A 22178-nucleotide genomic window follows, 5' to 3' on the forward strand; every position below is an offset into this window, starting at 1 on the left:
CGGTACCGAGGGCTCCCGTCCCCTGTGGGCGGGAGCCCTCGGGCGTCTCATCCCGTCGCCAGGGACACCTCGGTCGCCTTGATCAGTGCGACGGCGTCGGAGCCGACGGTGAGACCGAGGTCGTCGACCGCCTCCCGGGTGACGACGGCGACCAGTTCGCCGTCCTCGACGGAGAGCCTGACCGAGGCCATCGCGCCGCCGACGGCGATGCCGGTGACCGTGCCGGGGAGCTGGTTGCGGATGCTCAGGGTCATGGGCACCCACCGTAGGGCCCGGCCGGAGCTATGCCGGGTACGCGTGTGTCTGTGCCGCTTTGAGCGTGGCCCAGACCGTGGCGCCGGGGTGCAGCTCCAGCTCGGCGGCCGCGACCGTGGTGAGGTCGGCGGCCAGCGGGAGTTCACCGCCGAGGTCAGCACGGATCTGGTCGCCGTGGGTTTCCAGACCGGCCACCTCGCAGCGCCACAGGTTGCGGGCGCTGGAGCCGGCGGGACGAGCGCGGTGGAGGGTGACCGCGCTCGGCGGGAAGGCGACGAACACGGGACCGGACAGCTCCTCCGCCGTGGTCAGCGAGGGCCCCGCGTCCAGACGGACCGTGTGCCCGTCGGCCCGGCCCCGGTAGAGGTTGAGGCCGACCAGCTGCGCGATGTACTCCGTGCGGGGATGACGGGCGATGTCGGACGGGGCGCCCTCCTGGACGACCTGGCCGTGCTCGACGACGACCAGACGGTCCGCGAGGACCATGGCGTCCAGCGGGTCGTGGGTGACCAGGACGGCGACGGCCTCGAACGCAGCCAGATGGCGGCGCAGCCCCGCGCGCACCTCCAGCCGGGTGCGGGCGTCGAGCGCGGCGAGCGGCTCGTCGAGCAGGAGCAGCCGGGGGTGGGTGGCGAGGGCCCGGGCCAGGGCGACGCGCTGGGCCTGGCCGCCGGACAGCCGGCGGGGCTTGGCGGCTGCGTGTTCGGTGAGACCCATGCGCTCCAGCCATACGGCGGCTCGGGCGCGTGCCTGCGCCTTGGTCGCGCCTCGGCAGCGCGGGCCGAACGCCACGTTGTCCAGTGCGCTCAGGTGCGGGAAGAGCAGATAGTCCTGGAAGACCACGCCGACCGGGCGGGACTCCGGCGCGGTGCGCTCCAGCGCCTCACCGTCCAGGCGCAGATGGCCCTCGGCCAGCGGGACGAGCCCGGCCAGGGCGCGCAGGGCCGTCGTCTTGCCGGCGCCGTTGGGGCCGAGCAGGGCCACCACGTCGCCGGGTGCGGCACAGAGTGTCACGTCGAGGCGGAAGGAGCCGCGGTCGACGACGAGACGGCAGTCCAGTCCCGCGGTGGCGGGTGCGCCGACCGCGGTCATGGCGTGGTCATCCAGCGGTCGCGCAGGCCCGCCAGGACGGCGACCGACACGGCCAGAAGGACCAGGCTGAGGGCGATGGCGGCCTCCGGGTCGCTCTGCAGGGCGAGGTAGACGGCGAGGGGCATGGTCTGGGTGCGGCCGGGGAAGTTGCCCGCGAAGGTGATCGTGGCGCCGAACTCGCCGAGCGCCCGCGCCCAGGCCAGCACCGCGCCGGCCGCGACGCCCGGGGCGACCATCGGCAGGGTGACGCGGCGGAACGCGGTGAAGCGGGAGGCGCCGAGGGTGGCGGCGGCCTCCTCGTAGCGGGGGTCGGCGGCGCGCAGGGTGCCCTCGACGCTGATGACCAGGAACGGCATCGCCACGAAGGTCTCCGCGACGACGACGCCCGCCGTGGTGAAGGGGAGCGTGACGCCGAACCAGGCGTCCAGCCACTGTCCGACCACGCCGTTGCGGCCGAGGGCCAGCAGCAGCGCCACACCGCCCACCACCGGGGGCAGCACCAGCGGCAGGGTGACCAGGGCGCGGACCAGGCCGCGGCCGGGGAAGTCCGCACGCGCCAGCAGCCAGGCCAGGGGCACGCCGACGACCAGGCTCACCGCGGTCGCGGCGGTGGCGCAGACGAGGGAGAGCCGCAGCGCCTGCCAGACCGCGTCGCCGGTCAGCTGCTCGGGCAGGCTGTGCCAGGGGGCGCGCACCACGAGGGCGACCAGCGGCAGCAGCAGGAAGGCCAGGCCGAGGAGGGCGGGCAGGAGGAGTGCGATGGGAACGCCCGGGCGGACCCCGTGTTTCACGGCTTCAGGAACCCGGCCTCGGACAGCACGCGGGCACCCTGCGGGGACCTCACGAGGTCGACGAAGGCGCGGGCCGCCGCCGGGTTCGGGGCGTCTTCGAGGAGGGCGATGGGGTAGTCGTTGACGGCACCGGCCGACTCGGGGAAGTCCACGCCCTCCACCTTGTCACCCGCCGCGTGCACATCGGTCTTGTACACCAGCGCGGCGTCGGCCTCCTTCAGCTCGACCTTGGTCAGGGCGCTCTTGACGTCCTGCTCGTAGGAGACCGGGGTGACCTTCAGACCGCCGGCCGTCAGGGCCTTCTGGGCGGCGGAGCCGCACGGGACGCCCTTGTCGCACAGGACGACCTTCAGACCCGGCCTGGTGAGGTCCTTCAGGGAGGCGATCCTCTCGGGGTTGCCCGGTGCGGTGGCTATCTCCAGCCGGTTGCGGGCGAAGGTGACGGGGGCGGAGGTGTTGGCCTTCTCGTCCGTCACGATCGCCATGGTCTTGGCGCTGGCGGCGGCGAACACGTCGGCAGGGGCGCCGCCGGTGATGCTCGCGGCGAGGGAGTCGCTGCCGCCGAAGCTGAAAGTGACCTCGGTGCCCGGGTGGGCCTTCTCGAACTCCTCGCCGAGCGCGGTGAAGCTCTCCTTGAGGGAGGCGGCCGCGAAGACGGTCACCGTGCCAGACGGCTTCGCCGGGGACGCGGAGGCGTCGGACGCCGTCCCGCCCGAGTCGGAACAGCCGGCCAGGGCCAGCAGCGCGACCGCCGAGGCGGCCACTGCCCGCGAGGCCCGGCGGGCCCGGCGGCTGGTTCGGGTCATCACGGCGGTCTCCTCGGTGTCGTCGGTCCCTCGAACGGGTCCTGCTGTGATGATACCGCCGCAAGTGCGAGGCGTATGGGTGTCATAAGACCGCACCAGCGCCCGGAAACACTGTCTGAGGCGCGCATGTGCGTGTCGTCTGATTCAGACGCGGTCGATGTGGACGTTGGTCGACTTCACGCGCGCGGTGGCCTCCATGCCGACCTCCAGGCCGAGTTCCTCCACGGCCTCCCGGGTGAGCAGGGAGACCAGGCGGTGCGGGCCGGCCTGGATCTCCACCTGGGCGGCGACGTCGCCGAGTTTGATCGCGGTGACGATGCCGGGGAAGGCGTTGCGGGCCGAGGTGTAGGAGGCGGCGCCCTCCTCCGGGCTGCCGGCCTGGGCGAGTTCGACGGAGAACGCGGCGAGGTCCGCGCCGTCGATGAGACGTCGCCCGGTGTCGTCGCGGTAGGTCGCCACCCGGCCCGCGTCGGCCCAGCGGCGCGCGGTGTCGGGGCTCACGCCGAGCAGACGCGCGGCCTGGCCGATGGTGTAGGACTGCATGCCGTCACGATAGGGGCACTGGTCTGCCTGGCCTGCCTGGCCTGCGTCAGCCGGCGTGGACGCGGGGGCGGCGGCTGCGGTCCGGCTCCGCCCCGCGCAGGACCTCCCGGGTCACCGGGGCGACCTCGCCCTGGCCGAAGAGGAAGAAGCGCAGGAAGTTGGCGAACGGATTGCCCTCGGTCCACTCGAAGTAGATGTGCGGCGTGCAGCCGGTCGCGTCGCGGACGTGGAGCAGCAGCGCGGCCAGGGCGTTGGGGATGGAGGAGGACTCCAGGGTCATGACCCGGTAGCGGTTGTGCAGGACCTCGCCGCGCACGGTCAGGCCCGCCTCGAACTCGGACGGGTCCAGGACGGTGACCTCGACGAAGACGAAGTCCTCCCCGGGGAGGTCGTTGTCCTGCCGGATCTGCTCGAGCTTGTCGCGGTACTCCGCCTTGTCGCGCTGGTCGGGCTCGTTGGCGATGAACCGGATCTTCCGGCTGGCCATGTCCCGGATGAAACGTTCCGCCATGGGGTCGAGCGTCACGCCGGTGACGCGGAGTTCGAAGGCGCGCGCCAGCCGGGACAGGAGCGAGACGAGGATGATGGCTGCGATGAAACAGGCGCCGATCTTCACGCCGTCGGGCCGCTCGATGACGTTGACGACCGTCGTGTAGAGGAACACCACCGCAATGACCGCGAAGGCGATCGTCCACTTGCGCTGGCCGGCCTTGCGGGCGGCGATGGTCACGGCGATCGCCGCCGAGCTGATCAGCACCAGAACGCCGGTGGCGTACGCGCCGCCCTGGGCGTCGACGTCGGCGTCGAAGATCCAGGTGACGAGGAAGGCGACGAGGGTGAAGACGATGACCATCGGGCGCACGGCGCGGGCCCAGTGCGGGGCCATGCCGTAGCGGGGGAGGTAGCGCGGCATCAGGTTGAGCAGGCCGGCCATCGCGGAGGCGCCGGCGAACCACAGGATGGCGATCGTCGAGACGTCGTAGACCGTGCCGAAGGCGTTGCCCAGGTAGTCGTGCGCCAGATAGGCGAGCGCGCGGCCGTTGGCGTCGCCGCCGGGCTCGAACTCCTTCTCCGGGATGAGCAGCGTGGTGATGAAGCTGGTGGTGATCAGGAAGCAGCTCATGATCAGGGCGGCGGTGGTGAGCAGCTTCTTGGTGTCCCGGATGCGCCCGGTCGGGCGTGCGTCGGTGTCGCCGGGGTCGCCCTGGACGTGCGGCATGACGGCGACGCCGGTCTCGAAGCCGGAGAGGCCGAGCGCGAGCTTGGGGAAGACGATCAGGGCCAAGCCGATCATGACGAAGACATTGCCGTGCTCGGCGGTCAGAGCGTTCGACCAGTCGGTGACGACGTGCTCCTGCGTGACCACGTGCCACAGTCCGACGACCACGACGACCGCGTTCAGCGTGAGGTAGACGCCCACCAGGACGACGGCGAACCCGATCGCCTCCAGGAAGCCCTTGAGGAAGACCGCGCCGAGCAGCGCCACGAGGACGAGCGTGATCAGCAGCTGCTTGTCGTGCAGAGCGCTGTTCAGGTGGGGGTTCTCCACGAGGTGGGTGGAGGCGTCCGCCGCGGACAGGGTGATGGTGATCAGGAAGTCGGTGGCGGCGAAGCCGAGCAGGGTCAGGACGAACAGCTTGCCCTTCCAGAACGACAGCAGCCGCTCCAGCATGGCGATCGAGCCCTCGCCGCGCGGGCTCTCCTCGGCGACCCGCCGGTAGACCGGCAGTGCCCCGGCGAGCGTGACGATCACCAGCACGATCGTCGCGATGGGCGACAGCAGTCCGGCCGCGAGGGCGGCGATACCCGGCTGGTAGCCGAGGGTGGAGAAGTAGTCGACGCCGGTCAGGCACATCACCCGGTACCAGCGCTGGCCCTGGTGGGCGGGTTTCGGCACCGCGTGCGGGCCCTGGTGGCCGCCCCCCTTGCCCATGTCGGACAGGCCCTCCAGCATCCAGGCGCGCAGGCGGCCGGGTGCGGGGTGCTCGGTGGTGGCCATCGGGGTGCTCCTGAGGTGCGGCCGGGCCCGTGGCACGGCGTGCTGTTTCCGGCCATCACGCGGACGGCCGCATCAGCGTAAGCGGAGAGTGACGTGTGGGCCCATGCGTGAAGGGGGTCCGCGGCGTCAAGCTTGCGTTAAGACTCGCCGGGCGGACCTGCGAAGAGGGTCCGGCGCCGCATTCGGGACGGGTCAGCGGGCGACTGCGCCGTACGGGGGAGGGGGCGCGGCTGACGGGGCCGTCAGGGGCCTGCGGACACCCAGCGTCACGTGCGTAAGGGCCCCGGCAAGGGCGGGTGGAGCGGCGTATGGGAGCCGTCTCGCTCCGGGCCGCCGGGGTTGTTTCCTCGACATCGACAGCGGCCTGCTGGTGGGCGCGATCCTGATCATCGCCGGTCTCACCTGCTTCCCGGCGCTGGCCCTGGGCCCGCTGGCCGAGGGGCTGGCGTCATGACCACCCGTACCGAGAGCCAAGAGGACTCGATGTCCGCAGCCGCCCCGACCCGGGTGCCGCACAGCGACGTGCCCACCGGGCACAGGAGCCCGGAGGGCCGCGTCGGCACGGGCCTGTTCGACCCCGGGCAGCTGGTCCGGTCGCTGCCGGACGCCGTGCGCAAGCTGGACCCGCGGGTGATGGTCAAGTCGCCCGTCATGTTCGTGGTCTGGATCGGCTCCCTGCTGACCACCGCGTTCTCCCTCAAGGACCCGGGCGACTGGTTCGGCTGGACCATCAGCGCCTGGCTGTGGCTGACCGTCGTCTTCGCCGACCTGGCGGAGGCGGTCGCCGAGGGCCGTGGCAAGGCGCAGGCCGACACCCTGCGCAAGGCCACGCGAACTCCGGGCGCCCCGGGTGGCCGTGCGCAACGGCCTTCCCGTCGCGCGGGTCGAGAAGCCGGTGAAGGGCCACACGCAGGGCCGCACCCTCGGCTTCATCGGCGAGCTCCGGGTCGACGTCCTCGAACTCGACGTCGCGCTCAGGGAGCTGACCGCAGGCCGCTGACGACACGGGGCGCTCCCCGCCGGCCAGGAAGGCACGGCATCCGTGCGTCGTGCGCGCCCGAGCCGGGCATCGGAAAGTTCGCCGCATAGAGCGAATGTTTCGCCCGTTTCACGCACCGCACTTCACGGCTCGAATCCCGTCCTCTGGAGGCGGGATCAGCGAGATGATCCGCCGTACGGTCACGACCGTGGGCGGATTCGCTGTGTTCAAGGGGTTGCCACCCGTCGGAGCCTGTCTCTAGGGTGCGGCAGCAGCGAACCTTTCTGGATCAGCTTCGAAACTTTCGATCTCGCTGGGCGGTCGTGGGGGCCGTCCCGTACCCAAGGAGCGCACCATGGGCGACCCGGCACTCTCCCGCCGAGGCTTCCTGGCGGCCTCCGCCGCGGCCGGTGTGGGCATGACGGCACTGAGCGCCTGCGGCGGCGGCTCGGACTCAGGGTCGTCGGGGACGACCACGATCGAGTGGTGGAACATCTCCACCACCCAGCCCGCCAAGGACGTCTGGGCCGGCCTCGCCCGGCAGTTCGAGAAGCAGAATCCCCAAGTTAAAGTCAAAATAGTCCAGTTGGAGAACGACGCCTACAAATCGAAGATGACGGCGCTGACCGCCTCGGGCAAGCTCCCCGACATCTTCCACACCTGGGGCGGCGGCGTCCTCAAGCAGCAGGTCGACGCCGGACTCGTCGAAGACCTGACCGACCGCACCAAGGACTGGTCGCAGGGGCTGCTCCCGGTGGCCACCAAGCCCTATCTGGTCGACGAGAAGGTCTACGGCATCCCGTTCGACATCGGCATGATCGGCTTCTGGTACAACAAGGCCCTCTTCCGGCGGGCCGGCATCGCGGCGCCCCCCACCACCTGGAGCGGATTCCTCGACGCCATACGGAAGTTGAAGGCCGCCGGCATCACTCCGCTCGCCCTGGCGGGCAAGGAGAAGTGGCCCGGCATGTACTACTGGGCCTACCTCGCGATGCGCACCGCCGGGATCGACGCCCTCCAGAAGGCCAACGACAGCAAGGACTTCACCGGGGAAGGGTTCGTCCAGGCCGGGCAGCACCTCCAGGAACTCGTCGACCTCCAGCCGTTCCAGAAGGGCTTCCTCGGCGCCGCCTACTCCACCCCCGCAGGCCAGGCCGCCGCCGTCGGCAACGGCAAGGCCGCGATGGAACTCATGGGTCAGTGGGCGCCCCAGGTGCAGGCCGACGCGGGCAAGGGACTCGGCGCCGACCTCGGCTTCTTCCCGTTCCCGGAGGTCGACGGAGGCAAGGGCGCGCTCACCGAGGTCTTCGGCGGGGGCGGCGGCCACGCCCTGCGCGCGGGCGCGCCGCAAGCGGCCGTCGACTTCCTGAAGTTCTTCGCCTCCGCCGCCACCGACACCGAACTGGTCAAGAAGACCGGCGCGCTGCCCGTCGTCCCCGCCGCTGAGAGCGCCCTCACCGACCCCAACCTCAAAGCCGTACAGGCCCAGTTGAAGGCAGCCACCGGTTTCCAGCTCTACCTGGACCAGGCGTACGCGCCCGCCGTCGGCCAGGAGGTCAACGACAGCGTCGCCGCCCTCATCGCGGGGTCCCGCTCAGCGCAGCAGGTCACGGAGTCGATCACCAAGGTCGCGAAGGAAGAGCAGTAGGCCGCGATGACCTCGACCTTCCTCCCGGACGAGCGCAAGGGCCCCGGCGAGCGCAACGGCCCCGACGGCGGCCCGGCGGCCGCCGCCTCCGATGCGGCGGCCCGGGGCCGGGCACGTCGGCGGACGTCGAACTGGCTGACGGCCGTCGGCCTCCAGGTTCCCGCTCTGGTGCTGTTCGGCGTGCTGGTGCTGCTGCCGATGCTGTTCGCGCTGTACGCCGCGTTCTTCCGCTGGGGCGGCTTCGGCATGCCCGAGGACTTCGTCGGCGCCGACAACTTCACCCGGCTCTTCAAGGACCCGGTGTTCCTGGGCGACCTGTGGCGCTGCCTGGTGCTGGTGCTGCTCTCCCTCGCCCTGCAACTGCCGTTCGCGCTCGCCCTGGCCGTCGCCCTCAACCAGCGCATCCGCGGCCGGGCCGTGTACCGGATGCTGTTCTTCGCGCCCTACATCCTCTCCGAGGCGATCACCGGTGTGCTGTTCGGCATGATCTTCGCCCCGGACGACGGCCTCGCCGACCAGGTGCTCGACGCGGTCGGCCTGGACGGCGCCGGCGGCCAGTGGTTCGCCGACCCGTCCACCGTCATGGCCACCCTGTTCCTCGTCATGACATGGAAGTACTTCGGCTTCCACATGATGCTCTACCTGGCCGGACTCCAGTCCATCCCGGCCGAGTTGACCGAGGCGGCCCTCATCGACGGGGCCGGGCCCTGGCAGCGGTTCCGGCACATCACCCTGCCGCTGCTCGGCCCGACCCTGCGCATCAGCGTCTTCCTGTCCGTCATCGGCGCGATCCAGCTGTTCGATCTGGTCTGGGTCACCACCGCGGGCGGCCCCGACCATCACTCCGAGACGATGGCCGTGACCATGTTCCAGTACGGCTTCAAGCGCTACCAGGTCGGCTACGCCAGCGCGATCAGCGTGGCGATGTTCGCCGTCTGCCTCGTCTTCGCCCTCGCCTATCAGCGGTTCGTGCTCCGCCGGGACCTCGAGGGCGCCACCACGACCCTGCGAGGAGGCGGCTCGTGAGCGCCCGCAAGTCCGGACGTACGCTTCCGCTGCACGTCGCCCTCGTCGCCGTCGCGGCGGTGATGGTCGTGCCCCTTCTCTACGCCGTCCTGTCCGGCTTCAAGTCCACCGACGAGCTCTCCCGCAACCCCGTCGGACTGCCCGACACCTGGGTCACCTCCAACTACACCGACATCCTGGGCGGCGGCGACTTCTGGCGGCTGCTCGGCAGCAGCACCCTGATCGCCGTCGGCACGACCCTCGTCGTGGTCGCGGTGTCCGCGCTCGCGGCGTTCTCCTTCGCCCGCTTCGCCTTCCGCGGCCGGGAGGCGCTGTTCACCCTGTTCACGATGGGGCTGATGTTCCCCTTCGCGGTCGCCGCGCTGCCCCTCTTCCTGCTTCTGCGCTCGCTGGACCTGCTCGACAACCCCCTCGGCGTGATCCTGCCGCAGGCCGCGTTCGGGCTGCCGATGACCATCGTCATCCTGCGCGGCTTCTTCCGGGAGATCCCGGCCGAGCTGGAGGAGGCGGCCACCATCGACGGCTGCGGCCCGCTCGGCTTCTTCTGGCGCATCCTGCTGCCCATGGCCCGCCCCGCCCTCGGCACGGTCTCCGTCCTCGCCGTGGTCGGCAGCTGGAACAACTTCCTCCTGCCGCTGCTGGTGTTCACCGACTCCACCTGGTGGACGATCCCGATCGGCGTCCAGCAGTTCCAGGGCCAGTACTCGGCGGAGTACGCCCGTGTCTTCGCCTATCTGGTCCTCGCCATGGTCCCGGCCCTGGCCCTCTACTCCGTCGCCGAGCGCCAGCTCGTCGGCGGGCTCACCGCCGGCGCCAGCAAGGGATGACGGCCGCCCGCGCACGCACGGCACCAGCACCGTCGTACGGCTCACCCACACCCCGCACCGTGAGGAGTCGCACCATGCCCGGCACCACCCGCCCCTCCCGTCTCCGGCTCGGATTCGCCGGAGCCCTCGCCGCTCTGCTCGTCGCCGCCGGAACCGCCGGCGGCCCCGCCGCCCAGGCGGGCGAGCAGCACCGCACGAAGACCCTCGGCGACCTGGCGCAGCGCCACGGCCGCTACTTCGGCAGCGCCACCGACAACCCCGTGCTCACCGACACCGCCTACACGAAGATCCTCGGCCACGAGTTCGGCATGATCACCCCCGGCAACAGCATGAAGTGGGACGCCATCGAACCCCGGCAGAGCGTCTTCGACTTCTCCAAGGGGGACGAGGTCGTGGAGTTCGCCCGCGCCAACCGGCAGAAGGTGCGCGGCCACACTCTCGTCTGGCACAACCAGCTGCCCGGCTGGCTGACGAGCCGGCAGTGGACGGCCGACGAGCTGCGGGCCGTGCTGAAGAACCACATCCAGACCGAGGTGCGTCACTACCGGGGCAAGGTCTACGCCTGGGACGTCGTGAACGAGGCCTTCAACGAGGACGGCACCTGGCGCGAGTCGCTCTTCTACAAGACGCTCGGCCCCGGTTACATCGCCGACGCGCTGCGCTGGGCCCACGAGGCCGACCCGAAGGCCAAGCTCTACGTCAACGACTACAACGTCGAGGCCGTCGGCCCGAAGAGCGACGCCTACTACGCCCTCGCCAAGCAGCTCAAGGCCCAGCGCATCCCGCTCCACGGCTTCGGCCTCCAGGCGCATCTGGCGCTCCAGTACGGCTATCCGACCACCCTGGAGGACAACCTCCGCCGCTTCGCCCGGCTCGGCCTGGACACCGCGCTCACCGAGGTCGACGTACGGATGCTGCTGCCCGCGACGGAGGAGAAGCTGACCCAACAGGCCGACTGGTACCGGGACTTGACGAATGGGTGCCTCGCGGTGCGGCGGTGCGTCGGCATCACCGTCTGGGACTGGACCGACAAGTACTCGTGGATCCCGGAGTTCTTCCCCGGTGAGGGGGCGGCCCTGCCGTGGGACGAGCAGTTCGCCCCGAAGCCGGCGTACCACGCGATCCGGGAGGCGTTGAAGCGGCGCTGAGGCCCCTTCAAAGGGTTTGCCCGAACCGGGCTTTCACTGTGTCGTAGCCGGCGGTGCGGTGCTGGAGCGCACCACCAGCTCCGTGCCCAGCTCCACCCGCGGCGAGTCCGGGTGCTCGCCGCGGGCCAGGCGCAGCACCGTGCGCACGGCCAGCGTGCCCATGTCGGCCAGGGGCTGCCGCACGGTGGTCAACGGCGGTGCGGACCAGCGCACTTCGGGCAGGTCGTCGAAACCGACCACGCTCATGTCCTCCGGCACCCGCAGTCCGCGCCGGCGCAGCGCTTCGATCGCGCCGAGGGCCATCTGGTCGCTGGCCGCGAACAGCGCCGTCGGCGGCTCGGGCAGGTCGAGCAGGGCCGTGCATCCGGTGCACCCCGACTCGGGGCGGAAGTCGCCCGGCACGACCAGGGACTCGTCGACGCCGAGTCCCGCCGCCTCCAGGGCCGCCCGGTAGCCGTCGAACCGGGCGCGGGAGCACAGCAGTCGGGGCGGACCGGCGATCAGGCCGATCCTGCGGTGGCCGAGGGAGAGCAGGTGCTCGGTCGCGGCCAGGCCGCCCGACCAGTTGGCGGCGCCGATGGTGGGGGTGTCGAAGGCCGGGGAGCCGGTCGGGTCGACCACGACGAGCGGCACCCCCAGGATGCGCAACTGCTCGTGCAGAGTGGGCTCCAGGGCCGAGGTGACGAGGATGACGCCGTCGGAGGCGCGGGCGCGCAGATTGCGCAGCCACTCCCGGGCGTCGCCCGAACGCCCGTGGATCGCCGACACCACGGTGCCCGCGCCGGCCGCGTGCGCGGCCTCCTCCACACCGCGGATGATCTCCACCGCCCAAGGGCTGTCGAGGTCGTTGAAGACCAGGTCGAGCAGTGTGGCGCGGGCCGGGGTGGAGGGGGCGGGACGCTTGCGGTGACCGTGCAGGCGCAGCAGGTCCTCGACCCGGGCCCGGGTCTCGGGTGCCACGTCGGAGCGGCCGTTGACCACTCGGGACACCGTCGGCACGGAGACGCCGGCCCGCCGGGCGATTTCCGTGATGGTGACCTTGCCCCGGGGCGCGGGCGCCGTCTCGTCCGTCGTCACTTCCCCCACCTCCGTCGCGCCGCTGCGGTCGCCGCCGCGAAACTTCCAGAAGTCTTCCGGAAAGTGGGCGGTCGGGGGAAGGCAGGCAGAAGGGGGAATCGGTCGGCTACGGCCCGTGACCGGCCCCGGACGCGCGTCGGGGCCGGTGCGCAGCGGCGGCTGCGGTCCGGCCCCTCAGTACACCGGCCGACGTCGCTCGACAGACGCCGCCCGGACAGGCTCCGGGGACCAGCCCCGGGGGTTCGTCCGCCTGACAGGCCTCAGGCGGCGGTGACCACGCGGGCGACGTCCAGCGGGCGGTGCGGCGCGATGATCCGGCCGTCGGGCAGGAGCTCACCGGTGTCCTCGAAGAGCAGGACGCCGTTGCACAGCAGGCTCCAGCCCTGCTCCGGGTGGTGCGCCAGGAGGCGGGCGGATTCCCGGTCGGCGGAGTCGGCTGGCGGGCACGGTGGCTTGTGCTGGCACATGGCGGAGATCTTTCGCTCTGTCGTGAGATGTGAGGTGTCTGTCGCGTGTATCGCGTCGGTCCAGTGTGTCGCGTCTGTCCCGCGGCGTGAAATGTCGTTCAAGGCCGCCCCCCGTTGTGATAAGTCGGTCGGAACCCAGTGTTGCCCCACGGGCGTCGATCCGCAGCTGTTTCGCTGCACCGCCTCTCACAGGTTCATGACGCATCACCCACGCGTGCGGTTCATCCCCACCGCACCGTCCTTTCGGGTGGTTTCCGGTGGCCTGATGGGGCTAGGTGCGTGATCACGAGCAGGGCAGTGCCCCGCCCCCCCCGGGGCGTGGGGGCGGGGCACGGCGAGGTGGTCGGGGTCAGGCCGGGGCGGGGGAGCCGAGCAGGGGGGTCGGCGGGGTCACCCGCAGGGTCAGCACCGGCAGCAACTCGGCGACCCGGTGCGGTCGGTGGGCGGCGATCCCGGGCGGCGCGGGGGCCAGCGGCACCAGCAGATCGGTCGCCGCGGGGTGCCCGGTTACGCCGTCGGAGGCGCAGTCGCCGTGCAGCCACAAGGTGAGCATGTACAGGCCGGGCACGGACAGCAGTCTCGCCTGGTACGGCTGGGGCGTCGACTCGGCCTGCCGCAGGGCCCGTTCCGTGGAGGCGATGTACGGGCCCTCGAAGAAGTGCGAGAACGCCCAGCCGTCCGCCGTGAGCCGGGTCTCGGCCGCGGCCACCGCCCGGTCGCCGCAGCGGATCAGGAACCGCCAGCCGGCCAGCCGGGTCGCTGACACGCCCTCGGGGGTGATCCGGTCCAGCACATGCAGGGGCAGGGGGAGTTCGGGAACGGCCGGCCCCTCGGCGTCGCGCAGGGAGGGGGTCCTCGCCTCACTGACCGCGGTGGGCGAGGCAAGGGCTGTGAGGACGGAGCGCAGGGCGGGCGCGGGAGCCGGGGGGACATGCAGCGGCATGGTGGGTCGCCTCTCATTCGACAGGCACGGTGGCGCGAGGGCGGGGGCGGACGGCGCTGTCAGCTCTCAGGGAAGGTCACAGAGGTGGTGGCCGGGGTGAGGGAACCGGAGACACGTGCGGCCTGCCGTCCGTCGCCACGACGGAACGACAGGCTCCTTCGACCGAGGGCGCCCACCTTCTCTGCCTTGTTCGCGGAGTTTATACGACACGTGTTCAGGCTGTGTTTCGACTAGCCGGTCCCGGGGCACCCGGCAAGGGTCTATTCGGTCGACGGTACGCGTGAATCATCCCGATTCAGAGCGGGGCGCAGGGCTGTGACCTCGGGATATGGCGACGGCGCGGTCGGCCTATTCGTGTCGTCGTTTTTCACGAGTTCTTCATCCGGGGGACCAGTGCTGAAACGGCGCTGAAACAGCGTTCTGCCGCATGCCCCGTGAATGTGCCTCCGGTCACCTCCGCTCAGGTTAGCGGTCGGCGCGGCCCGACGGGGACGTTATCGATCGGGAAGGCTGGGCATCATCCCACGTGACCCCGGGACATCCGGCGGGCCGGACCACCGGCCCGCCACGCGAGGAGGGAAGCTTCGATGGGGGAGAAGGTCGTGGCAGGCGGGTTCGACCTGTCCGATCGGCAGCGCTACCGCGACAAGCTGCGGCAGTGCCTCACGGGGCTGGAGCGGCTCCTGGCTCAGCAGCGCTTCGACCGCCCCAAGAACCTCATGGGGCTCGAGATCGAACTGAATCTCGCGGGTGCCGACGGGCTGCCGAAAATGCTGAATGGAGAAGTGCTGGAGAGGATCGCCAGCCGCGATTTCCAAACAGAGCTCGCCATGTTCAACCTGGAAGTGAACATAGCTCCACACCGGTTGGGCGGGCGGGTATTCGACCGGCTTGCCGAGGAACTCCGTACGTCGCTGGCATATGCCCACCGAAAGGCGGGAGAGGTCGACGCGGGAATCGTGATGATCGGCATTCTGCCGACTCTGGACCGTGACGACATCGTCACCTCCAATCTTTCCGACGTCGACCGCTACACGCTTCTCAACGACCAGATCGTCGCGGCCCGCGGTGAGGAGTTCGCCCTCGACATCGACGGCGTCGAGCGGTTGTCGTGCACGTCGAAGTCGATCGTCCCCGAGGCGGCCTGCACCTCCGTGCAGTTGCACCTCCAGGTGACGCCGTCCCGGTTCCCCGACGTGTGGAACGCGGCCCAGGCCGTCGCCGCCGTCCAGGTGGCCGTCGGCGCCAACTCACCGTTCCTCTTCGGCCGCGAACTGTGGCGCGAGTCCCGCCCGCCGGTCTTCCAGCAGGCCACCGACACCCGCCCGCCGGAGCTCCAGGCGCAGGGCGTGCGACCGCGGACCTGGTTCGGGGAGCGGTGGATCAGCTCGGCGTACGAACTGTTCGAGGAGAACCTGCGCTACTTCCCGGCGCTGCTGCCGATCTGCGACGACGAGGACCCGCTGGAGGTCCTGGACGCCGGCGGCGTACCCAAGCTCGCCGAGCTCGTCCTGCACAACGGCACCGTCTACCGCTGGAACCGGCCTGTCTACGGCGTCGCCGACGGCCACCCGCACCTGCGGGTGGAGAACCGGGTACTGCCCGCCGGGCCCACCGTCTCCGACGTCGTCGCCAACGCGGCCTTCTACTACGGCCTCGTCCGCGCCCTCGCCGAGGACTCCCGGCCGGTGTGGACGCGTATGCCGTTCGAGACCGCCGCCGCCAACTTCGACACCGCCTGCCGGTACGGCATCGACGCCCGGCTCCAGTGGCCGCGGCGCGGGCGGCTCGGCGGCACGGCCGAGGTCGACGTGGTGAGCCTCGTCCGCGAGGAGCTGCTGCCGCTGGCCGAGGCCGGACTGGACGCGTGGGGAGTGGAGCCCGCCGACCGCGACCACTACCTCGGCGTCATCGAGGAGCGGTGCCGACGGCGCACCAACGGGGCGAGCTGGCAGGTGGAGACGTTCCACCGGGCGCTCGAGGCCGGTATGTCCCGCGAGGCTGCCCTCGCGGCCACCACCTGCCGCTACGCCGAACTCTCCCACCAGGGCGAGCCGGCGCACACCTGGCCGGTGGGCTTGCCGGAGCCGGTGCCGGCGGGATGACGGGCTGACGTCCCCCGGGGCGGGGCCGTCGGGCGGGGTGCGGCTGCATGGAAGGCCGTCCGCGCCGTCCCCACGCCCCTGGGTGGAGCGCGGTCTCCGCGCGGCTGTGGGCTGCGGGGGCTCGCACGGTCGGCCTTCCGTCTCCGGCGGGGCGCGCCGCCCGGCGCCCCTGTGGTCCGCGTCGTCCGCGTGGGGCGACGGCGCGTCGAGCACGTCAGCGCCGGCAGCCCGCTCGTGTTGCGCGCCTGATGCGCCATGGCCGGCCGGGACCCGTCGTCCCGCGTCGCCGCGCTCGCCGACTCCACCCAGGTGTACGTCCTCGCCGGCCCGCCCGGCGCCTTCGCGACCGTGCGCGCGATACACGGGGGTCGCTGCCGCTCGCCCCGTGCTGATCGGGCAAGCTGTGACGTCCCATGGCGGTGGTGCCCCTCCCTGTCGACCTGAGCGCCGGTCCCATCCGGCGGCATGGCGTGCGAGGCGGTGATGCGCCCCCGTACGCAACTGGAGGCAGGTGTGCAGGTGGAGACGGGCGCGGTGGCCGGTTCCTTTCCCCAACAGCCGCTCACACGACGGATCCTCCGGGACGAGACGCTGCTCGTCCTGGGGCTTTCTCTCGGTGCGAGCGGAGTGTCCGCATTGATCAGCTTTGTCGGATCGGTCACGAAACCCGGAGGCCTGAAGGACCAGGCCGCGACCCTCAACGCCTCGGCCGCGCCCGGCCGTCCCTGGCTCGATCTCGCCTGGCAGCTCTTCGGGATCACCACGGCGCTGATCCCCGTGGCCCTCGTCGCGCACTTCCTGATGCGCGAGGGCCAGGGACTGCGCGCCCTCGGCTTCGACCGTACCCGGCCGTGGCCGGACCTCGGCCGGGGCGCCGCCGTCGCGGCAGGGATCGGCAGCACCGGCATCGCGTTCTACCTCGCGGCGCGGCAACTCGGCTTCAACCTCACGGTGGTGCCGGAGGCGCTGCCGGACGTGTGGTGGAAGTTCCCGGTGCTGATCCTTTCCGCCATGCAGAACGCCATCCTGGAAGAGGTCATCGTGGTCGGCTATCTGCTGCGCCGGCTCGACCAGTTGGGCTGGAGCCCGACGGGGTCGCTGGCGGCCAGTTCCGTACTGCGCGGCTCGTACCACCTCTACCAGGGCATCGGCGGCTTCGTCGGCAACATGGTGATGGGCGTGGTGTTCGTGTTCCTGTACCGGCGGTGGGGCCGCGTCGGCCCCCTGGTGGTGGCGCACTCACTGCTCGACATCGGTGCGTTCGTCGGCTACGCGCTGCTGGCGGGGAAGGTGTCGTGGCTGCCGGTGGCGTGAGGCGCGCCCGATGTCGTGCGGCGCCGCGGTGGGCGCGGGGCGCGGTCAGCGGGTGGGTTCGGGGGCCAGCAGGTCGCCCTCGATGACGGTGACCGCGCGGCCGCTCAGCAAGGTGCGCTCGCCGCGCAGGCTCGTGCGTACGAGTCCGGAGCGGCGTGAGGCCTGAAGGCCGGTGAGCTCCGGGCGGCCCAGCCGTTCGGACCAGTAGGGCGCCAGGGCGGTGTGGGCGCTGCCGGTGACCGGATCCTCGTCGATGCCGACGTTCGGGAAGAAGCAGCGGGAGACGAAGTCGTAACCGCGCTCGGGATCCTCGGCTCGGGCGGTGGCGATCACCCCGCGCGCGGAGTGTGCGCCGAGCGACCTGAGGTCGGGGGCGAGCGCGTGGACCGTCTTCTCGTCGGCGAGTTCGACCAGCAGGTCCCCTACGTTCGGCCCCGTGTCGAACGCGACGAGTGGTCGTGCGCCGAGAGCCTCGCTCACGCCGTCCGCGATCTCCACGCGCGTGAGCGGCGCGGTCGGGAAGTCCAGGATGATCGAGCCGTCCTCGGCGGGCGTCGCGGCGAGGACGCCGCTGCGCGTCGCGAACCGCACCGGGCCCTCGTGCGCGTGCGTGGAGTGCAGGACGTGCGCGGTGGCGAGCGTGGCGTGGCCGCACATCGCCACCTCGGCGACGGGCGTGAACCAGCGCAGCGCCCAGTCCGCCTCACCGCCTGCGGGTAGCGGATGTGCGAACGCCGTCTCGGCGTGGTTGACCTCCATGGCCACGTCCTGGAGCCAGTCGTCGCCCGGGAAGGCGTCGAGCAGGAGGACCCCGGCGGGGTTCCCGGTGAAGGGGCGGTCGGCGAAGGCGTCAACGATTCGAATGCGCATGCGGCTGACGGTAGGGGGCGGGACGAGCGGTGGACCAAGGCCAATCGGCGACGCCTGGACCGTTTTCACCCGATCGCATGACCCGGCTGCGGAACCATCCGGTTGAGCCGGGACGTTCGAGCGGAAGACGGCCGGAGATGGAGACGGCTGGAGACGGGGAACGGAGACGGGGCGGCACGAGCGTACGTCGGCGGTACGACCGTAACGGCGCCGGTACGACCGTACGGCGGGGTGGCGGGACGGCGAGGGGGAGCGGCATGGGGGCGGCAGTGAACGGCATGACGGGCGGGGACACCGGCGGGACAGCCGGAGCGGCCGGGACCGGGGCAGGCGGGACGGAGGCGGCCGGCGCCGCCGGAGGCGACGGCGGGGTCGGCACCGTCGTGCTGACCGGCGCGACCGGTTTCATCGGCTCGCACACGCTGCGGGCGCTGTCCGCGCTGCCGGCCGGCCCAGGTCGGCCCCGCGTGAGAGCGCTGGTGCGCCGGCTCCCCGAGGGCGGGGCGGCCCTGCCCGTCGACTGGTTCCACGGGGACGTGACCGACCCGGCCGGGCTGAGCGGGCTGTGCGAGGGAGTGCGGACGCTGGTCCACCTCGCCTCGTACATCGGCGGGGACGAGCGGCGGTGTGAGGCGGTCAACGTGGACGGCACCCGCGCCCTGATGGCGGAGGCCGCGCGCGCCGGCGTCCGCCGGACGGTGCACCTGTCGACGGCCGCGGTCTACGGCGCCGGCCCGCACCGGGGCGTCGCTGTGGACGAGGTGCCCGCCGAGCCGGTCTCCGCGGCGAGCAGGAGCAGACTGGCCGGGGAGGCCTACGCCCGGGCGGCGGGCGCCGTGGTGCTGCGGCCCGGGATCGTGCTGGGCGAGGGGGACCGCTGGGTCGTCCCCGGGCTGCGGGAACTCGTCGAGCGGGTGCCCGCCGAGTGGGACGGCGGGCGTGCGCTGCTGTCCGTGGTGGACGTCGGCGACCTCGCCCGGCTGATCGCCGCTATCGCCGTCGGCCCACACGAGGTGCCGCCCGGCGTGTACCACGTGGGCCACCCGGAGCCCGTCCGCACCGGCGACCTGCTGGCGCGGCTGGCCGCCTACGACGTCCTGCCGCCACGCCCGTCCGCCGACTGGCCGTGGCCCAGGTGCCTGGAACATCTGCGGACCACCCCCGGCCGCGCCTCGGAACGCCAGTTCGCGCTGGTCGGCCGGGACCACTGGTACTTGTCCGACGACATATGGAAGCTGACCCGGGAAACGCCGGGCCCCGGCCCGCTGGCCAGGCTCGCGGGGTCGGCGAGGTGGTACCGGGAGCATCTGACTGCCCTCGGGGTGGCACCCGCAGAATCCGGACCGGCCTGATCTCACCCGGTCTGACCTGCGCCGTTGCCCGCGGTAGCGCGGTGTCGGCCGGATGCTGGGATCCTGGGAGCACCGCTGCCCAAGACCTGACGACCAGGGGCGGTGAGCGCCATGGCTGAGCTGGAGGAGAGCGGTGAGAGCGGTACGCGGTCGACGCCGCCGTACGCCGACCCGCTGGGAGACCCCTATCTGCGCACACGTTTCGCCGTCCCGGCACGGCCGCTGACCTTCCTGCGGCGCGAGCGGCTGGTCAAGCATCTCGACCAGGCGCTGGACACACCGCTGACCATGGTCAACGGCGCCGCGGGGGCGGGCAAGACCCTGCTGGTCGCCGACTGGGCCGCGGCGCGGCCGGAGTGCCTCGCCTGGCTCACCACCGACGGGGCGGACCAGGGCCCGGGCATGTTCTGGGCGTACCTCCTCCAGGCGCTGCGCTCCTCCCTGCCGGAGATGCCCGCCGACGTCGGCTGCCCGGCGGACCCGAGCCGCGTGCCCCACACGCTGCTGACGCGGCTCGCCGCCGGACTCAGCGCCCGGGAGCGGCCGGTGACCGTGGTGCTCGACGAGTACGACCGGGTCACCGACCCGCAGATCGCGGAGCAACTGGAGTTCGTCCTGCACCACGCGGGGCGCGGCCTGCGGCTCGTCCTCGTCACGCGCAACGAACCACTGCTGCCGTTGCACCGCTACCGGGCGGCGGGCCAACTGACCGAGATCAGGGGCGGGGAGCTGGCGTTCACCCCGCAGGAGACGGCCGAGATGCTGGCCCTGCACGGGTTGCGGCTGCCGGAGCACGCGGCGCGCACGCTGGTGGAGCGGACCGGCGGCTGGGCGGCGGGGCTGAGACTGTGCGCCATGGCGGCGCTGGAGAGCCCGGATCCGCACACCTACCTCAAGGAGTTCGAGGCGGACCGCAGCCCCGTCGCGGACTTCCTGCTCGCGGAGGTGCTCAAGCGGCAGAGCGCCGAGACCCAGGACCTGCTGCTACGGGTGAGCGTGCTCGACCGTTTCGATCCGCAGCTCGCGAACGCGCTGACGAACCGCGGCGACGCCGAGCCCATCCTGAGCGCGCTGGAGCGGGAGAACGCGTTCGTGGAGCATCTCGGACACGCCTCGTACCGTCTCCACCCCCTGTTCGGGGAGATCCTCCGTGCCCATCTGCGGGTGCGCTCCCCAGGCCTGGAGCCCGTGCTCCATCAGCGGGCCGCGCGATGGCTCCGCCGCTCCGGACACCTCACCGAGACCCTCATCCACGGTGCGGCCGCGGGGGACTGGGAGTTCAGCGCGCGGGCCCTGGTCGACGACCTCGCCCTGGGCCAGTTCTTCACCGGCCTGCGCTCCGACGACCTGGCCGAGTTGTTCTCCCGGATGGACCCCGGGGTCAGGAGCACGGCCACCGACCTCGTCCGGGCGGCCCGCGAGCTCGCCCGCGGCGACCTCGACGCCGGCCTGCCCCCCCTCGACCGCGCCCGGCGCGGCCTCACGCGGGAGGCCCCGCCTGCGGAACACCGGGCCGCCGGAGCGCCGTACGAGGCGGAACACCCCGCGCTCGACCCGTCCGAGTCGGCGGCCGCTCGGCTCGGCTGCGCCCTGCTCGAAGCGCTGGCCGCCCGGCTGACCGGCTCGCCCGACAGGGCCGAGGCGGCCGGGGAGGAAGCAGGGGAACTGCGGACGAAGGTCCGCGGCCCGCACCTGGACAGGCACCCCGAACTCTTCGCGCTCCTGCTGACCCACCTGGGCTCGGCCCGGCTGTGGGCCGGCGACTACGACGCCGCCCGCGACGCCCTCGCCGCGGCGGCCGGCGCGCCCGGCGGCGCCTCGACGGCGCTCCCACGTGAGGACGCCCTCGGCCGCCTCGCCCTGATCGACCACCTGAACGGCTGGCCCGGCAGGGCCGAACGCAGGGCCAGGGCGGCACTGGCCGAGACGGAGCGCTTCGGCCTGCCCCAGCCGTCCGGCTCCGGCATGGGGCGACTGGTCCTCGCCGCCGTCGCCGTGGAGCGCGGCGAACCCGCCCGCGCTCAGGCCCTGCTCGACGCGACGGGCGAGGCGCACCCCGCACTGCGGGATCCCGTCATGACGTCCTGCCGCGCCGTCCTCACCGCCCGTCTGCGTCTCGCGCGCGGCGACGCCCGGGCCGCGCTCCAGGCGGTGGAGTCAGCCGTCCGGGCCGAAGCGGCATCCCCTTGGGCGGAAGCGCAGCGGGCGCTCGTCGTCGCCGCCGCGCACCTGGCCGAGGGCCGGCCGGACACCGCCGCCGAACTGCTGCTCGCGGTCTGCGACGACCAGCCGGCCTGCACGGTGCTGGCGGCACGGTCCCTGCTCGCCGCGGGTCGGCCCGCGGCCGCGGCGGACCTGCTCGACGGACTGCGCCCCGACGACGGCTTCGGCCCCGCCGTGACCGTACGGGCCACCCTGGTCAGAGCTCAGGCCGGCGACGCGGCCGGCGACCCCGCGAGAGCGTGCAAGCTCGTGGCCCAGGCCCTCCGCGAGGCCCGCCGTGAACTGCTGCGCCGCCCCTTCCTGGAGGCCGGGCCGTGGATCCGGCCCCATCTCAACTCGTCCACCCTGCGGCCGTACGCGGCGGGCTGGCTCCTCCCCGCGAGCGCGAGCACACCCCCGGACGACGCCGACCGGCCGCCCGTCGTGGAGGAACTCAGCGGCAGGGAACGCGACGTGCTGGCGCGGCTCGCGCAGATGATGTCCACGGAGGAGATCGCCGGCGACCTGTACGTCTCGGTGAACACGGTCAAGACCCACCTCAAGAGCGCCTACCGCAAGCTGTCGGTGAACCGCCGCAACGACGCCGTCCGCCGCGCCCGAGAACTGGGTCTCTTGTGACACGGGGCCTCTTGTGACCGGCCCGACCACGGGCCGTCGGCGGTGAGGACAGACTTCCTTGTGGCAGCCGAGGCGCCCGGCGGGACCGGACCACC

At 72.2% G+C, this 22178-nt stretch carries 18 protein-coding genes and 2 pseudogenes; 10 read left to right on the plus strand and 10 right to left on the minus strand.

Annotation, left to right across the window (positions count from 1 at the left end; all coding sequences use genetic code 11):
• Positions 1–47: 47 nt before the first annotated feature.
• The 6 genes from ACIOC0_RS00070 to ACIOC0_RS00095 all read right to left on the minus strand — a co-directional run bounded on the left by ACIOC0_RS00070 (position 48) and on the right by ACIOC0_RS00095 (position 5486).
• Positions 48–254 carry a molybdopterin-binding protein gene (locus ACIOC0_RS00070; protein ID WP_402150286.1) on the minus strand — a complete coding sequence of 69 codons (207 nt, stop codon included), beginning with the start codon at positions 252–254 and terminating at the stop codon, positions 48–50.
• A gap of 28 nt (positions 255–282) precedes the next feature.
• Entirely contained in the window at positions 283–1347 is a 1065-nt protein-coding gene (locus ACIOC0_RS00075; RefSeq protein WP_402150288.1) for an ABC transporter ATP-binding protein, read from the minus strand.
• Complete coding sequence (locus ACIOC0_RS00080) at positions 1344–2138, minus strand: ABC transporter permease (protein ID WP_402150290.1); 795 nt, start codon at positions 2136–2138, stop codon at positions 1344–1346. The genes ACIOC0_RS00075 and ACIOC0_RS00080 overlap by 4 nt, the downstream gene beginning before the upstream one ends.
• Complete coding sequence (gene modA / locus ACIOC0_RS00085) at positions 2135–2944, minus strand: molybdate ABC transporter substrate-binding protein (RefSeq protein WP_402150293.1); 810 nt, start codon at positions 2942–2944, stop codon at positions 2135–2137. Before modA ends, ACIOC0_RS00080 begins: the two co-directional genes overlap by 4 nt.
• A 144-nt stretch (positions 2945–3088) precedes the next feature.
• A complete protein-coding gene (locus ACIOC0_RS00090; protein ID WP_402150296.1) occupies positions 3089–3487 on the minus strand; it encodes a molybdopterin-binding protein in 399 nt (132 codons plus the stop codon).
• A gap of 46 nt (positions 3488–3533) precedes the next feature.
• On the minus strand, positions 3534–5486 hold the full coding sequence (locus tag ACIOC0_RS00095; protein ID WP_402150299.1) for an amino acid transporter: 1953 nt from the start codon (positions 5484–5486) through the stop codon (positions 3534–3536).
• A gap of 450 nt (positions 5487–5936) precedes the next feature.
• Between ACIOC0_RS00095 and ACIOC0_RS00100 the strand changes: the two are divergent.
• The 6 genes and pseudogenes from ACIOC0_RS00100 to ACIOC0_RS00125 all read left to right on the plus strand — a co-directional run.
• A pseudogene (locus ACIOC0_RS00100) lies at positions 5937–6314 on the plus strand (potassium-transporting ATPase subunit B); the annotation flags it as partial.
• 4 nt (positions 6315–6318) lie between these two features.
• Positions 6319–6486, plus strand: a pseudogene (locus tag ACIOC0_RS00105) (potassium-transporting ATPase subunit C); the annotation flags it as partial.
• 334 nt (positions 6487–6820) lie between these two features.
• Positions 6821–8113, plus strand: a complete 1293-nt coding sequence (locus ACIOC0_RS00110) for an extracellular solute-binding protein (protein ID WP_402150302.1) — start codon at positions 6821–6823, stop codon at positions 8111–8113.
• A 6-nt stretch (positions 8114–8119) separates the two neighbouring features.
• Positions 8120–9139, plus strand: coding sequence for a carbohydrate ABC transporter permease (locus tag ACIOC0_RS00115; RefSeq protein WP_402150305.1), 1020 nt, complete (start codon positions 8120–8122; stop codon positions 9137–9139).
• 62 nt (positions 9140–9201) lie between these two features.
• Positions 9202–9966, plus strand: coding sequence for a carbohydrate ABC transporter permease (locus ACIOC0_RS00120; RefSeq protein ID WP_402153095.1), 765 nt, complete (start codon positions 9202–9204; stop codon positions 9964–9966).
• Positions 9967–10040: 74 nt separating this feature from the next.
• A complete protein-coding gene (locus ACIOC0_RS00125) occupies positions 10041–11114 on the plus strand; it encodes an endo-1,4-beta-xylanase (RefSeq protein WP_402150308.1) in 1074 nt (357 codons plus the stop codon).
• Between the two features lie 33 nt (positions 11115–11147).
• Here the strand turns inward: ACIOC0_RS00125 and ACIOC0_RS00130 are convergent, their stop codons facing one another.
• The 3 genes from ACIOC0_RS00130 to ACIOC0_RS00140 form a co-directional block, all read right to left on the minus strand.
• On the minus strand, positions 11148–12191 hold the full coding sequence (locus tag ACIOC0_RS00130; RefSeq protein WP_402150311.1) for a LacI family DNA-binding transcriptional regulator: 1044 nt from the start codon (positions 12189–12191) through the stop codon (positions 11148–11150).
• Positions 12192–12451: 260 nt separating this feature from the next.
• Positions 12452–12658 (minus strand): DUF5999 family protein, encoded by a 207-nt coding sequence (locus ACIOC0_RS00135; RefSeq protein WP_402150313.1) that lies wholly within the window; start codon positions 12656–12658, stop codon positions 12452–12454.
• A gap of 349 nt (positions 12659–13007) precedes the next feature.
• Positions 13008–13601 (minus strand): hypothetical protein, encoded by a 594-nt coding sequence (locus tag ACIOC0_RS00140; RefSeq protein WP_352252081.1) that lies wholly within the window; start codon positions 13599–13601, stop codon positions 13008–13010.
• 587 nt (positions 13602–14188) lie between these two features.
• On the opposite strand from ACIOC0_RS00140, the gene ACIOC0_RS00145 reads away from it, so the two are divergent.
• The gene (locus ACIOC0_RS00145) at positions 14189–15706 is read left to right on the plus strand and encodes a glutamate-cysteine ligase family protein (RefSeq protein ID WP_402150317.1); all 1518 of its coding nucleotides are present in this window, start codon (positions 14189–14191) and stop codon (positions 15704–15706) included.
• Between the two features lie 513 nt (positions 15707–16219).
• Complete coding sequence (locus ACIOC0_RS00150; RefSeq protein ID WP_402153097.1) at positions 16220–17020, plus strand: CPBP family intramembrane glutamic endopeptidase; 801 nt, start codon at positions 16220–16222, stop codon at positions 17018–17020.
• 45 nt (positions 17021–17065) lie between these two features.
• On the opposite strand, the gene ACIOC0_RS00155 is transcribed toward ACIOC0_RS00150, so the two are convergent.
• Complete coding sequence (locus ACIOC0_RS00155) at positions 17066–17890, minus strand: PhzF family phenazine biosynthesis protein (RefSeq protein WP_402150320.1); 825 nt, start codon at positions 17888–17890, stop codon at positions 17066–17068.
• A 257-nt stretch (positions 17891–18147) separates the two neighbouring features.
• Here ACIOC0_RS00155 and ACIOC0_RS00160 point away from each other — a divergent pair, with 257 nt between their 5' ends.
• Positions 18148–19242, plus strand: coding sequence for an NAD-dependent epimerase/dehydratase family protein (locus ACIOC0_RS00160; protein WP_402150323.1), 1095 nt, complete (start codon positions 18148–18150; stop codon positions 19240–19242).
• 111 nt (positions 19243–19353) lie between these two features.
• Entirely contained in the window at positions 19354–22083 is a 2730-nt protein-coding gene (locus tag ACIOC0_RS00165) for a LuxR C-terminal-related transcriptional regulator (RefSeq protein ID WP_402150326.1), read from the plus strand.
• The last annotated feature ends 95 nt before the right edge of the window (positions 22084–22178 follow it).

Source organism: Streptomyces sp. NPDC088254, from assembly GCF_044740925.1.
Taxonomy (GTDB): domain Bacteria; phylum Actinomycetota; class Actinomycetes; order Streptomycetales; family Streptomycetaceae; genus Streptomyces.